This is a genomic window from Kaistia soli DSM 19436, from assembly GCF_900129325.1.
Taxonomy (GTDB): domain Bacteria; phylum Pseudomonadota; class Alphaproteobacteria; order Rhizobiales; family Kaistiaceae; genus Kaistia; species Kaistia soli.
Window position 1 is genome coordinate 1,523,275 of sequence record NZ_FQUP01000001.1, and the last position, 13,737, is coordinate 1,537,011.

General features: G+C 64.7%; 15 protein-coding genes. 7 read left to right on the plus strand and 8 right to left on the minus strand.

The features are described 5' to 3' along the window. Positions 1-17: 17 nt before the first annotated feature. From BUB39_RS07465 to minE, 4 genes are all read left to right on the plus strand, one after another. Positions 18-1,310: an LLM class flavin-dependent oxidoreductase gene (locus BUB39_RS07465; RefSeq protein WP_073052294.1), complete on the plus strand. Its 1,293-nt coding sequence runs from the start codon at positions 18-20 to the stop codon at positions 1,308-1,310. 389 nt (positions 1,311-1,699) lie between these two features. Then, on the plus strand, positions 1,700-2,407 hold the full coding sequence (gene minC / locus BUB39_RS07470; protein WP_073052861.1) for a septum site-determining protein MinC: 708 nt from the start codon (positions 1,700-1,702) through the stop codon (positions 2,405-2,407). 24 nt (positions 2,408-2,431) lie between these two features. Beyond that, entirely contained in the window at positions 2,432-3,250 is an 819-nt protein-coding gene (gene minD, locus BUB39_RS07475; RefSeq protein ID WP_073052295.1) for a septum site-determining protein MinD, read from the plus strand. Beyond that, a complete protein-coding gene (gene minE / locus BUB39_RS07480; protein ID WP_073052296.1) occupies positions 3,247-3,510 on the plus strand; it encodes a cell division topological specificity factor MinE in 264 nt (87 codons plus the stop codon). The genes minD and minE overlap by 4 nt, the downstream gene beginning before the upstream one ends. Positions 3,511-3,544: 34 nt before the next feature. Here the strand turns inward: minE and BUB39_RS07485 are convergent, their stop codons facing one another. From BUB39_RS07485 to parA, 5 genes are all read right to left on the minus strand, one after another. Continuing rightward, entirely contained in the window at positions 3,545-4,762 is a 1,218-nt protein-coding gene (locus BUB39_RS07485; RefSeq protein WP_073052297.1) for a glycosyltransferase family 4 protein, read from the minus strand. Between the two features lie 175 nt (positions 4,763-4,937). Continuing rightward, complete coding sequence (locus tag BUB39_RS07490; RefSeq protein ID WP_073052298.1) at positions 4,938-5,246, minus strand: UBP-type zinc finger domain-containing protein; 309 nt, start codon at positions 5,244-5,246, stop codon at positions 4,938-4,940. Then, positions 5,243-6,922: an FAD-dependent oxidoreductase gene (locus tag BUB39_RS07495; RefSeq protein WP_073052299.1), complete on the minus strand. Its 1,680-nt coding sequence runs from the start codon at positions 6,920-6,922 to the stop codon at positions 5,243-5,245. The genes BUB39_RS07490 and BUB39_RS07495 overlap by 4 nt, the downstream gene beginning before the upstream one ends. 14 nt (positions 6,923-6,936) lie before the next feature. After that, positions 6,937-7,158, minus strand: a complete 222-nt coding sequence (locus BUB39_RS07500; RefSeq protein WP_073052300.1) for a SlyX family protein — start codon at positions 7,156-7,158, stop codon at positions 6,937-6,939. Then, positions 7,155-7,820, minus strand: coding sequence for a ParA family partition ATPase (gene parA / locus BUB39_RS07505; protein ID WP_073052862.1), 666 nt, complete (start codon positions 7,818-7,820; stop codon positions 7,155-7,157). The genes BUB39_RS07500 and parA overlap by 4 nt, the downstream gene beginning before the upstream one ends. Positions 7,821-8,004: 184 nt before the next feature. Here parA and uvrB point away from each other — a divergent pair, with 184 nt between their 5' ends. After that, a complete protein-coding gene (uvrB, locus tag BUB39_RS07510) occupies positions 8,005-10,845 on the plus strand; it encodes an excinuclease ABC subunit UvrB (protein ID WP_084526976.1) in 2,841 nt (946 codons plus the stop codon). A gap of 82 nt (positions 10,846-10,927) precedes the next feature. Then, positions 10,928-11,302, plus strand: a complete 375-nt coding sequence (locus BUB39_RS07515; protein WP_073052302.1) for a GFA family protein — start codon at positions 10,928-10,930, stop codon at positions 11,300-11,302. Between the two features lie 65 nt (positions 11,303-11,367). Here BUB39_RS07515 and BUB39_RS07520 read toward each other — a convergent pair whose 3' ends face one another. Next, positions 11,368-11,754, minus strand: coding sequence for a YybH family protein (locus tag BUB39_RS07520; RefSeq protein ID WP_073052303.1), 387 nt, complete (start codon positions 11,752-11,754; stop codon positions 11,368-11,370). Beyond that, positions 11,754-12,485: a phytochelatin synthase family protein gene (locus BUB39_RS07525; protein ID WP_073052304.1), complete on the minus strand. Its 732-nt coding sequence runs from the start codon at positions 12,483-12,485 to the stop codon at positions 11,754-11,756. The genes BUB39_RS07520 and BUB39_RS07525 overlap by 1 nt, the downstream gene beginning before the upstream one ends. Positions 12,486-12,667: 182 nt before the next feature. On the opposite strand from BUB39_RS07525, the gene BUB39_RS07530 reads away from it, so the two are divergent. After that, positions 12,668-13,249, plus strand: coding sequence for an AAA family ATPase (locus BUB39_RS07530; RefSeq protein WP_073052305.1), 582 nt, complete (start codon positions 12,668-12,670; stop codon positions 13,247-13,249). On the opposite strand, the gene BUB39_RS07535 is transcribed toward BUB39_RS07530, so the two are convergent. After that, on the minus strand, positions 13,246-13,737 hold the full coding sequence (locus BUB39_RS07535; protein ID WP_073052306.1) for a GNAT family N-acetyltransferase: 492 nt from the start codon (positions 13,735-13,737) through the stop codon (positions 13,246-13,248). The two genes, BUB39_RS07530 and BUB39_RS07535, sit on opposite strands and share 4 nt — an antisense overlap.

A 13,737-nucleotide genomic window follows, 5' to 3' on the forward strand; every position in this document is an offset into this window, starting at 1 on the left:
TTAAGCTTGGCGCGTTCATGCGCCCCGTCAGCCTTCACACGGGCGCCTGGCGCTATCCCGGCGGCTGGCCGGACGCCAATTTCAACTTTGATCATTTGAAGACGATGATCCGCACGCTCGAGCGCGGCAAGTTCGACGCCTTCTTCATGGCGGATCATCTCGCGGTGCTGAACATGCCGGTGGCCGCGCTGAAGCGCAGCCACACGGTCACCTCATTCGAGCCATTCACGCTGCTGTCGGCGCTGGCAGGCGCGACCGAGCGCATAGGCCTTGTCGCAACGGCATCGACGACCTTCGACGCGCCCTATCACATCGCCCGCCGCTTTGCCTCGCTCGATCATATCAGCGGCGGCCGTGCCGGCTGGAACATCGTCACGACTTCGAACCCTGACGCCGCCCTCAATTTCGGGCTCGAGGAGCATGTCGAGCATGGCGAGCGCTATCGCCGCGCGCGCGAGTTCTTTGACGTAGTGACCGGTCTTTGGGACAGCTTCGCCGACGACGCCTTCGTGCGCGACGTCGAGAGCGGCGTCTTCGTCGATCCCGAGCGGATGCATGTCCTCGGGCACAAGGGCGAATTTCTTTCCGTGCGCGGGCCGCTCAACATCGCCCGCCCGCCGCAGGGCTGGCCGGTGATCGTGCAGGCCGGCGCCTCGGAGCCAGGACGCCAGCTTGCGGCGGAAACGGCGGAGGTCATCTTCGGCGCCGCGCCGACGATCGAGGACGGGCGGCTCTTCTACGCCGACATCAAGGCGCGGATGGCGCGTATCGGACGACATCCCGACAGCCTGAAGATCCTTCCTGGTGCCTTCGTCGTGGTCGGCGACAGCCTTGACGAAGCCGAAGCCATTCGCGCCCGGCTCGACGCCGGCGTCCACTATGACAGCGGCATCGCTTCGCTCTCGATCGCGCTTGGCCACGATGCCTCGTCCTTCGACCCAGATGGCCCGCTGCCCGAGATTCCGGAAACCAATGCCAGCAAGACCGGTCGCGACCGGGTGGTCGCATTGGCGAAGCGCGAGAACCTCACCGTGCGACAGCTTGCGCAGCGCCTCGGTGGCTTTTCGGGGCTGGAAATGGTCGGCACCGCCCGGTCGATTGCCGATACGATGGAGGCGTGGCTGGTGAGCGAGGCCTCGGACGGCTTCAACATCATGTTCCCCTACCTGCCGGGCGGGCTCGACGCATTCGTCGACAAGGTGGTGCCCGAGCTGCAGCGTCGCGGACTGTTCCGCACCGGCTATCAGGGGACGACGCTGCGCGACCATCTCGGTCTCGCGCGTCCGGCGAACCGCTTCTTTCCGGACTAAACCGGTCACCCTTGAAGCGAAATGAGCGGTGGATGGATGTTCATTCCATCCCGCCTTGCGGCGGCATGGCCCGCTGCCGCCTGTAACGGCACGGCCGTGGCGCGCTGGTAACGAATCAAGCTCGTTTGCTGCCAGTTTCCCGGTCGCGGTCGTCGGGAGGGAACTGCTGGTCACAAATTTTTAACTGTGTTTCTGACGCAAAAATGGCTGCGCTCGGCCATTTCATCCCGCATTGCGGCTTTTGGCATTAACCGCTCGTTAACCGGAACGGGCTGAGAAAATGCTTAACAGAACGCAAAGAGCAAGCCGTGAGCACAGCAGCCCCGAATACAGCAGCCAAGAGCACAGCCGCCGCCGATCCCGCAGCCAGGGAAGCGGCGGAAGCCGCGATCAAGGCCGCCAAGAACGCCGCCAAGCAGGCGATCCGCTTCCGTGGTCGTTCGTTCCTCGCCACGGTACTGGCACCGGCGCTGCCGATCTCGGACTGGCTCGCGGAACTCGATAAGCTCGCCGGCCGCTCGCAGGGCTACTTCGCTTCGCGGCCCGTCATTCTCGACGTCACCGGCCTTGCCATCACGAAGCGCGATTTCGCGGATCTTCTGGCGCTGCTCTATGAGCGCGAGATCAAGGTGATGGGGGTCGAGGGCGCCGATCCGTCCTGGCTCGGTTTCGGCATGCCGCCCTCTGTGAGCGGTGGCAAGCACACCGAGATCGTGCACAAGCCGAGTGCCGAGCCACCCAAGCAGCAGGGCTTCGTCGACCGGCCGATCCCCTCGCTTCTGATCGAGACGCCGGTTCGCTCCGGCCAGTCGATCATCTTCCCCCAGGGCGATGTGACGGTGATCGGATCGGTGGCCTCGGGTGCCGAGATCATCGCCGGCAACTCGATCCACGTCTACGGCACGCTGCGGGGGCGGGCGATCGCCGGCACCACAGGCAACGCCGCAGCGCGCATCTTCGTGCAGAAGTTCGAAGCAGAGCTGATCGCGATCGACGGGCTCTACCAGACGGCGGACGAGATCGACGCGACGTTCCGCGGCCGCTCCGTACAGGCCTGGCTCGCCGACGACAAAATGAACATGGCTGCTCTGGCCTGACCAGAGAATTGAGGAGCAAGGGGTATGTCGCAGGTTCTGGTGGTCACATCCGGCAAGGGCGGCGTCGGGAAGACGACGTCGACGGCAGCGATCGGCGCAGCGCTCGCCATGAATGGCAGCCGGGTCGCCGTGGTCGACTTCGACGTCGGTCTGCGCAATCTCGATCTCGTCATGGGCGCCGAACGCCGCGTCGTCTATGACCTGATCAACGTGGTCCAAGGCGAGGCGAAGCTGCAGCAGGCGCTGATCCGCGACAAGCGGCTCGAGACGCTCTATCTGCTGCCGGCCTCGCAGACCCGTGATAAGGATGCGCTGACGAGCGAGGGCGTTGCCCGCGTGATGGACGATCTTCGCGAGAGCTTTGACTGGATCGTCTGCGACTCGCCCGCCGGTATCGAGCGCGGCGCGCTGCTGGCCATGCGCCATGCTGATGTCGCCGTGGTCGTCACCAATCCGGAAGTCTCCTCGGTGCGTGACAGCGACCGCATCATCGGCATGCTGGACGCCAAGACGGCGAAGGCCGAGCGCGGCGAATATATGGAAAAGCACCTGCTGCTCACCCGCTACGACGCGGCGCGCGCCGAGCGCGGGCAGATGCTGAAGGTCGAGGACGTGCTCGAGATTCTGTCGATCCCGCTGCTCGGCATCATCCCCGAGAGCGAGGCCGTCCTCAACGCCTCGAATGTCGGCTGCCCGGTGACGCTTACCGCCGCCGACAGCGCCCCGGCCCGTGCCTATATCGACGCGGCACGGCGCCTCGAAGGCGACGTGATCCCGATGATGATCCCCGCCGACAAGCGCGTCGGCTTCATGGGCAAGCTGTTCGGTCGGAGGGCGGCATGACGATCTTCGATTTCTTCAGGCCAACCCGCTCAGCACCGGTCGCGCGCGACCGACTGCAGATCCTGCTGCAGCATGAACGCGTCTCTGCTGGCGCCAGCGATCTGATCGCGGTGCTCCGTGAGGAAATTCTCGAAGTGATCTCGCGTCATGTCGAGATCCCCGCCGAGAAGGTCCAGGTCAAGATGCAGCGCGACGAGGCGATCTCGACGCTCGAAGTCGAGATCGAACTGCCAAACCCGATCCGCCGCCGCGCCGCGTAGTGGAGTCTCCGGAGGGGCCAGCCGCAAGGCCGGTTTAGTAATAGCTTCGGACGAGATCCTGAACGCGCTGCTCGTAACTGAGACGGCCGGCGCGGGCGCGAGCCCCGCTTTGCAGCGACGCGAGACGACCCGTGTCGCTGCCGATCTCCGCAAGCGCATGGGCGAGCGCCGTCTCGACGGCGGCCCGGCTTCGACCCTTTGTCGGGATCACCACGCCGCACGTCGCGTCAACGACGACGCCCGGTCCGCCAAGATCAAGGCAGGCGACGGGCAAGCCATGCGCCATCGCCTCGCCGATCGCCTGGCCGGCCGAATCGTGCAGGCTCGGAAAGACAAAGACGTCGTGAGCGGCATAGAGCTTGTTCATTTCGGCATGTGGAACGCTGCCCACGAAGCGGACGATGTCCTGCATGCCCAGATCAGCGGCAATCGCGCGAAGATATCCCTCCTCGGGACCGGAGCCGGCGATCGTAAAGGATAGGCCGGGGACACGATCCTTGAGTTGCGCCAGCGCGCCAAGCGCGAGTTGCGCACCCTTCCAATATTCGAGACGTCCGGCAAAAAGGATCGCCAGCCCCCTATTTGCGCCGGCTTGGCGTTGCGCGTCGCCGGCCGGCGAGGGTGCGTAGATGTCGGTGACCACGAAAGCCTTATCGCGCCACCATGGCGGGACGATGCGCCTCGTCGCCTCGTCGGTGACTAGGATCACATCCGCCTGACCGAGGCAGCGCAGCACCATCGGATCGAACCGGCTCACCATGTTGAGCACGTCGCGCTTGGCCTCGAATTTCCATCCGCGATCAGGAAATCCATTGCGCAGCCGCCAGGGCGAACTCTGTCCACCGCCGACCGGCCCGAACACGAAGCGCGGCCCCAGCCCGCCCAGGAAGGACGGCCATCGGAGGACCGTCCAGGTCAAATGATGGATGACGTCGTAGCGGTTCTGCGCATGCAACTCCGCGACCACCCGTCGGGCCTTCATTTGCCAGACATAGTAGTGCTGCCGGATGCCTTTCGCGTTGACGTATCCCGGACCGGGCCAGCCAGGAATATCGTGCCAGACAAAATCGAGCCGATCAGGCCAGTCATGCGTCTCGCGATAGCGCTCGATGGCCTCGCGATGATGGCTGCCGCAGGTAAGGACGGTCACATCATGACCTTGGCGCGCCATCTCGGCAGCGAGATTCCAGCCCTTGCCAAGTTCGGATCCCGCGCCCGGTTCGCAGGCATAAGCTGACGCGAGTATGCGCATCCCCGAACGCTCCCCCCGTTCCAAGGTCGACAATCGACTGTCGATAGGAGGAGATTTCAGCCGCTTTCTGTCAAACCACACCTTCGAGGTGCGGTGCAACCGCAGGATGTGATCACACGCAACCTGGATCATTCTTTCGGCTGATCTCGTCCTGCGATCCGCCGAAGCCCTTATCCTAGACGAAGCGTGGGATGGGGCCGTCCTGCGGGGTGGTATCGTCGCCAAGGTCGAGGAAGACTTCGTCGACGTAGCACCACCCCCAGCCCTCCGGCGGATCATAGCCCTCGATGATCGGATGGCCGGTAGCATGGAAATGGGCGGTGGCGTGCTTGTTGGGCGACTGGTCGCAGCAGCCGACATGACCGCATGTCCGGCAGACCCGAAGATGCACCCACCAGCTGCCGGTCTTGAGACACTCCTCGCAGCCTTTGGCACTCGGCGTCACTTTTCGGATCGTATTCGTATGCGTGCAGTCCTCACTCATCGGGGATCGGCTCCTGTGTTGAGGGGAGGGACGCGGCCTGCGTCGGCAGCGAGATAGGCATGGATAGCGGCGACGACCTGGGCACCTTCGCCCACGGCAGCCGCGACGCGTTTGACCGATCCGGCACGGACGTCGCCAACGGCGAAGATGCCGCGCCGATTGGTTTCGAGAGCATGGTGGCCGGGAACGCTGCCTGTATCGACGAAGCCCTTGCCATCGAGCGCGATGCCGCTGTCGTCAAGCCAGCTCGTGTTCGGATCGGCCCCGATGAACAGGAAGACATGGCGGATAGCACGCCGCGTTTCGGCTCCGGTCACACGCTGGCGCCATGTGACGTGCGAGAGGTTGCCGCGATCACCTTCCAGGCGCGTGATCTCGCTCTGCGTCACGAGCTCGATATTGGGCAGGGATTCGATGCGATCGATGAGATAGCGCGACATGCTGGCGGCAAGGCCGTCGGCGCGGATCAGCATCCAGACCTTGGCCGCCTGGCCGGCGAGATAGACAGCGGCCTGGCCAGCTGAATTGCCGCCGCCGACCAGCACGACTTCCTGCGCCGCGCAGAGTTTGCGCTCGAGGGGCGAGGCCCAGTAGTGGATGCCGGTTCCCTCATAGTCGTCGAGGCCCGGGATGGATGGTCTCCGATAGCGCGCGCCGCTGGCGACGACGACGGTGCGCGCCGCCGCCGTCTCGTCCTGTCCGAGCGAAAGGCGGAAGCGCCGCTCGCCGTGGACGTCGAAAGGGGTGATTGACAATGCTTCATCGGGGATCGCCAGCTCGGCACCGAATTTCTGCGCCTGGTTATAGGCGCGCGCCATCAGGGCCATGCCCGTGATGCCGGTCGGAAAGCCGAGATAGTTCTCGATCCGCGCGGAGGCGCCGGCCTGGCCGCCAAAGGCGCGCATGTCGAGCACCAGCACGGAGAGGCCTTCCGACGCCGCATAAACTGCCGTCGCCAGGCCTGCGGGCCCGGCGCCGATCACCGCGACGTCATAGAGCTTGTCGGGATCAAGCGTCCTAACAAGGCCGAGGCATCGGCCAAGCGCCGATTCGGTCGGATTACGCAGCACATCGCCATTGGGGCACAGCACGACCGGCAGCGTCGCGGCGTCGATCGCGAAGCGCGAGACGATGGTGCGCGCGGTCTCGTCCGTTGCGGGGTCGAGCGTCTGGTTGGGCACGCCATTTCGGGTCAGGAAGCCCTGAAGCCTCAGAACATCGCCATGATCGCCTTGGCCGATGATGACTGGGCCGGCACCGGCCTCGATCAGCCCGACGCGGCGCAGGATCAGCGCCCGCATGATCCGTTCGCCGAGCTCCGCTTCCGCGACCATCAGGCCGCGCAGTCTGTCGGATGGGATGACCAGCGCGTCGACAGCTCCGATCGCGCGGGCATCGACGAGCGCCGGGCGATCGGAAAGCTGCGTCACCTCACCGACGAATTGGCCTGGCCCATGCTCGACAATGAGATGGTCGACGCCCGCGGCATCCTGTCGGGTAATGCTGACCTTGCCAGATAGCACCACGATCAGCCCCGCTATCGCGAAGCCGCGCCGCGCCAGCATATCGCCGTCCGCATAGGATGCGGCGGTGCCAAATCTCCGCAGCCGCTCGATCTCTGCCGGCAGGAGCACCGGATACATCTGCGCTTGCCGCGTATCGACAATCGAGGCCATGGCCGATGGGGCTCCTAGTAATGCGGGGGCGGCGGTTCGGGCACGTTGGGACGGCCAGAGCGCGCCTCGGCTTCCGATAGCCGCTCTTCGAGCCGGCGGACAAGTCGGGTCAGTCGGTCGATCTCCTTCCACTGCGCCAGGACGACCTCATTGAGCTCGTCGAGATTGCGCTCGTGATGCGCGGCGCGGATTTCGAGCGCATCGACGCGATCGGGAACGGAGGGGTCTTCACTCATCGTATTGCTTTCGCGGGTTGGCTGGCCAGCAGCCGCTGCAGTTCGGCCGCAAGCGCACGCACCTCGTCGGCGGCCTTTGAATGCGGGAAGGCTTCGAGCACGGTGCTCCCTGATCCCATTGTAGCGCCAAAGGCGACCCGGTTGCCGAGCTGGCCGGCGGCGATGGGCGCGGGGAGCTTCTGCAATTGCGCCAGCGTTGCCTCGGCGATCGCTCGCGCTGGGGCGCGATTGACAATCAGGATCGCGGGCGGGCCGCCCTTTTCGACGAGTTCGAGCGTCGCCACCGTCGCCCAAAGATCGACCGGCGTCGGTTGGACGGGGACGGCGACGAGGTCGGCCGCCTCGATCGCATTGCGCGCTTCCATATCGGAGCGCGGCGGCATGTCGATCAGCACCAGATCGTGGTCACGCGCCAGAATCCGTGCCTCGCGCTTGGCGCCCCAGCCCGAAGCAGTGCGCAGCAGCAATCCGGTCTCGCCTTCGCCAAGGCGCCGCTCCCGGCGCTCGTACCATTGGCCGAGACTGCCCTGCGGATCGATGTCGAGAATAGCAACACGGCCGCCGCCGGAGACGTGAAGCCCCGCGACGGCGAGATGAGCGGCCAGCGTGGTCTTGCCCGAGCCGCCCTTCTGCTGCGCGATCACCAGGATCTTGCCTGTCATGGCGGTCGCCTCATTGGCTGTTGCGCGCTGCCGCATCTGGCACGTGTTCGACAACAACTGTTGCAGGATGCGGTGACAAGGGCAATGCAGCGAAGGGCATGCGGGGGCAGAGAAGCGCGGCATCGCGTTTTTTCGAGCCATGCTCCCCTTCAAAAAACGACTGACTCGTTCTACTTTCGTACCCATGGCCAAACGCTCTAGACCATCCGGCTTCGGCGAAGCGCCGCAGGCCGCTTTCGAAGCAGACAGCTCAGCCGGGCTTTCCGGCAATATCGCCGACTGGATCGACGAGATCGCGCGCGCCGCCGATGCGCAGCCGATCGCGCCGAAGCCGAAGCGCGCCCCGCGGGCGCGGCCGGAGCGGATGCAGCTTGTCGACCTCCCGGTCGATGAGGGCCGGAAGAAGGGCAAGGCGAAGGACAAGTCAGCCGACAGTGGCGCCTACAAGTCTGGCCGCGGTACGTCGATCGGCGTCGCCAGTTCGGCGCGCGAACGGGCGGCCAGCGGGCTCAATCCCGTCGCCGGGCTCGACATGGGGCTTGAAGAGGCCGAGGCGTCGTCGAGCCTTGCCTCATCCTCTGTGACGGCGACCGTCGCGGCGCTGACGGCGCTCATCGAGCATGGCCGGCAGGAGGTGCGCGACAAGACGTGGGTGCCGCACCGGCCGGAGCGGCCGCAGAAATCGGAGGGCGGACAGCCCTTCCGGATCGTGTCGCCCTTCGAGCCGAAGGGCGACCAGCCGAACGCCATCAAGGAACTGGTCGAGGGCGTCAGCCGTCAGGAAAAGGATCAGGTGCTGCTCGGCGTCACCGGTTCCGGCAAGACCTTCACGATGGCGCAGGTGATCGAGCGGACGCAGCGTCCGGCGCTGATCCTGGCCCCGAACAAAACGCTCGCCGCTCAGCTCTATGGGGAATTCAAGTCATTCTTCCCCGACAACGCCGTCGAATATTTCGTCTCGTATTACGATTATTATCAGCCCGAGGCCTATGTGCCGCGGACGGACACCTATATCGAGAAGGAATCTTCCGTTAACGAGCAGATCGACCGGATGCGCCATTCGGCGACCCGCTCTCTGCTGGAGCGCGACGACGTCATTATCGTTGCGTCAGTGTCATGCATCTACGGTATCGGCTCTGTCGAGACCTATACCGCCATGACCTTCGGCATTGAGCTCGGTGAAAAGCTCAACCAGCGCCAGCTGCTCGCCGATCTGGTGGCCCTGCAATACAAGCGGCAGGATCTCAATTTCGTGCGTGGCAGTTTCCGCGTGCGCGGCGATACGGTCGAGATCTTCCCGGCCCACCTTGAGGATCGCGCCTGGCGGTTGTCGCTGTTCGGCGACGAGGTCGAGAGCATCACCGAATTCGACCCGCTGACAGGTCAGAAGACCGCCGACCTCAAATTCGTGAAGGTCTATGCGAACTCGCACTATGTGACGCCGAAGCCGACGCTCAACCAGGCCATCGCCTCGATCAAGACCGAGTTGCGGGCCCGCCTCGTGGAACTGGAGGCGGCAGGGCGTTTGCTGGAGGCGCAGCGGCTCGAACAGCGCTGCCGCTTCGATATCGAGATGATCGAGGCGACCGGCTCCTGCGCCGGCATCGAGAACTATTCACGCTATCTCACAGGCCGCCTGCCGGGCGAGCCGCCGCCGACACTGTTTGAGTATCTGCCCGACAATGCGCTCGTCTTCACGGACGAGAGCCATGTCACGATTCCGCAGATCGGCGCGATGTATCGTGGCGACTTCAGGCGCAAAGCGACGCTGGCCGAATATGGCTTCCGTCTGCCGTCCTGCATGGACAATCGGCCGCTCCGCTTCGAAGAGTGGGACGCGATGCGGCCGCAGACGGTGCATGTCTCGGCGACGCCGGGCGGCTGGGAGATGGACGCGACGGGCGGCGTGTTCACCGAGCAGGTCATCCGTCCAACGGGGTTGATCGATCCGGTGATCGAGATCCGCCCGGCCAAGACGCAGGTCGACGATTTGCTTGGTGAGGTGCGCGAAACGGCGAAGGCGGGATACCGGACGCTGGTGACGACCCTCACCAAGCGTATGTCGGAGGATCTCACGGAGTATCTGCACGAGAACGGCGTCCGCGTGCGCTATATGCATTCCGACGTCGAGACGTTGGAGCGGATCGAGATCATCCGCGACCTGCGCCTCGGCGCCTTCGACGTGCTGATCGGCATCAACCTGCTGCGCGAGGGGCTCGATATTCCGGAATGCGCACGCGTGGCGATCCTCGATGCCGACAAGGAAGGTTTCCTGCGGTCCGAGACTTCGCTGATCCAGACGATCGGCCGTGCAGCGCGCAACGTCGACGGCAAGGTCATTCTCTATGCCGATCACATCACCGGCTCGATGGAGCGGGCGATGGCCGAGACCGAGAGGCGGCGCGAGAAGCAGGTCGCCTATAATCTCGAGCACGGCATTACGCCGGAATCGATCAAGCGCCAGATCGGCGACATCATGGCCTCGGTCTACGAGCAGGACCATGTCACCGTCGATGCCGGCCTCGCCGATACGGCACTCATCGGCAACAACCTCAAGGCTCATCTCGAAGATCTCGAAAAGCGGATGCGCGAAGCGGCGATCAATCTCGAATTCGAGACCGCGGCGCGGCTGCGCGACGAGATCAAGCGCCTGCGCGAGACGGAGCTCGCCATCGCCGACGATCCGCTGGCGCGTCAGTCAGCCATAGACGACCGGACCGGCGGCTATCGCGGCGAGAAGAAATACGGGGCGGCCGGCAATCTGCCGCCCGAACCGAAGACGCGGGCCCGCAAGAACGACCTCGACGAGATGACGGTGAAGCGCACCGAAGTGCCGCTCATCACGAAGGCGCGCAAGCCCACGCTGGACGAGATGGGCGCCAGTTCGAACATGACACAGGTCGCCGCCGATCACGGCGAGAAGCCGAAGCGTCCGGACCCGATGACATCAAACCACCGCCCAGGTGGGCGTTCGGTCGGCGGCAGGGCAGGATCGAGCGCGGGCCGGAAGGGTCCGAAGCGGTAGGGCAAGCAGGACAGGTCGTGCGGGCGACGATCGAACCCGTCGCGGCCGGACTGGCGACCGGTCCATGGATGGAGCAGATCTCTTGGAGCGTATGGCGGCCTGCGCCTGTGGACATCTGCGCGTCTTCTGCACCGACGAGCCTGACAAGGTCTCACTCTGCCACTGCCTCGCCTGCCAGAGGCGGACTGGAAGCGCCTTCGGCATCGCCGCATTCTTTGCACGCGATCATGTCCGGGTCGAAGGGCCAAGCCTTTCCTATGAGCGTCCCTCCGACAGCGGGTTTCCCGTGCTGCTGCATTTCTGTCCGGACTGCGGATCCACCGTATTCTGGGAGCCGCGGCGGAAGGCGGACATGATCGCGGTCGGCGTGGGCTCGTTTGCCGACCCGGCCTTTCCCGCGCCGTCGCAGTCAGTTTATGCGGAATTCAAGCATCCCTGGCTTGGAGATATCGGCTGAAGCAGACGACGGCCGCCCAGGTTTTAACGGAACCATGGATGCAATCGCGTCGGCATATGCGCCGCTCACCGTTGTGGGTGCGCGCTCAGATGCTCATGCGCGATGAGCCATCCATCGCGATCGCGGCGCATGACGGTCGTGCCGCGTCCGCCGCCGCTGACGGGGCGGCCATCAACCGTAGCCGTCCAGTGAAAATGATAGGTGCAGGCCGCCGCTCGGTCGTCCCGCGCGACCCATGCGACGGTGTCCAGCCAGTAGCTTTCGAGCGGGAAGCGTTGCCATGTCTCTTCAAAGGCTGAGCGGATCGCCGCAATTCCCTCGAACGATCCATCATTGAACCAGAAGATAGCGTCTTCGGCGATAAGCGGCGCGACATCATCGAAACGATGGTTGTTGATGCGCGATCGATAGAGATCCAGCAGATCGGCTGGACTTCCGGCCAGACACGCCATCAATCGTTCTTCTTTGCCACGAGCACATACCCTCTCGTCCTGTTGCCATTGTCCTTATCCGGTGTGTTCATCGCCGCGAAAAGGTCGGCGGCCTTGACCCAGACCGGCGGGTATTTGTAGCGGGCGACGTCGAGGATCAGGAAGCGGTCCTGCTCTGCGTCATAGGCGGCCAGCGGCGAGATATGGCCGCCGGTCTCCTGGCCCATCGCCTTGCGCAGATAGTTCACGATGACGAAGCGATCCTCGTCGGCCAGATAGGCGCGGGCCTCACTCCGGAAGGCGTCGAGGTTGGTGTCGCCGGCATGGTGGACAGCGGCGATGACCGGCTTGGTGGCGATCGCCGCACCGAGCTGGTCGAGCGTCATGCCCATCCGCTCGATGGTCGCGCGAGGAACGACCGCCTCAGTCCTGTCGTCGAGCACATTGTCCTGTGTGAAGGTGCGGAACGGCTTGTATTCCGGCACCTCCGGGGCGGGCAGGGCCATAGCGTTGAACACCATGGTCATCGAGGCCACGCCGCAGAAGGACTGCGTCTTCTGGGTGACGAAATTGTCGACAAGCGGGAAATAAGCCTCGCGCGCCTCCGCCTCGACCAGCAGCGCTTCGCCCTCTTCGCTCGATGCGCTGACCATCGAGGGCGGCAAAGCGAGCGTCTCGGCGAAACCGTAGCCGGTCAGGCCGACCAGCATGGCGGCAATGAGCGAGCGGGAAGCCAGGCGGCGGAATGACATCGCGACGTCCCCGGCCGCTCGCGTGAGGTCTCATCGAGGAAACCGGCCGCTTGACCTCGATGGCTGGTCCTGATCCTATCAGCGTCAGACGATCCGGTCGAGCAAGGCTCCCGGCGACTGTTCCCCCCAGCAGAACCCATCCGTCGGCCGCGCCGCGGCCGGCCTTTGTCGGAGTGACTATCATGTTCGATTATGATGATGATTTCGCTAGTCTTTCTGAGCTCAGAGAGCGTTTCGTGATGATCTCGGGATGTTCAGGCGGCGGCAAGTCGACGCTTCTCGAGGCCCTGGCGCTGCATGGCTTTGCCGTTCAGCGGGAACCCGGTCGGCAGATCGTGCGGGAGCAACTGTTCATAGGTGGCGACGCGCTTCCTTGGGCCGATGCGGGCGGCTTTCTCCGTCTCGTGCTGTCACGGGCAATGCATCAGCTGGCCAAGGCCGCCGCGAGCGGGCGGCTGACGCTGTTCGATCGCGGGCTGGTCGATGCCTATGCCGGGTTCCGCCGTGCGGGCGCCGCGGTTCCCGCATGGGCCGCGACGGCGGTAGCGCAGCTCCGCTATGCGGACACGGTGTTCATGGCGCCGCCTTGGCCCGAAATCTTCGTGCAGGACGCGGATCGGCGGCATGACTTCGACGCCGCCGAGGCCGAATATCATGACTTGTGGGCGGCTTATGAGTCGCTCGGCTATCTTCTGGTCGAGCTCCCGCGCAGCGATGTCGAGAGCCGCGTCAGCTTCGTCGTCGACCGGCTCGGCGCGCCCTAGATGACGAGCGCCATGGAGCGTGTGTCGTAATAGACGCCGTCGATCAGGTCTGTCCCGCGGTGGAAGCCCTCGGCCGTGAAGCCGATCTGCTCATAAAGGTGAGCCGCGGCCGGATTGTCGGCGCGCACCGTCAGGGCGATCCGTGTCATGCCGCCGGCATGCGCGGTATCGATGGCCGCTTCGAGAAGTCGGCGGCCGATGCGCTGGCCGCGATAGGCCGGCAGCAGGCCCATGCCGACCGTTCCAGAATGCGCATAGATCGGCAGATGGTCGTTGCGGACGATGTCGCACCAGCCGACGACCATGGGGCCGTCGACAGCGACCAGGTGGGGATTGCCCTTGGCAAGATTGTCGCGGACGAATTCCGCCGCCTGCTCGAGGGTTGGACCTTCAGTTCGTGCCAAGAAACGCTTCTCGCGAGCGACGCAGTCGACCGCGTCGCGAAAGCCGGGAATATCCTCTTCGCGGATCGACCGTATCTCGATCAC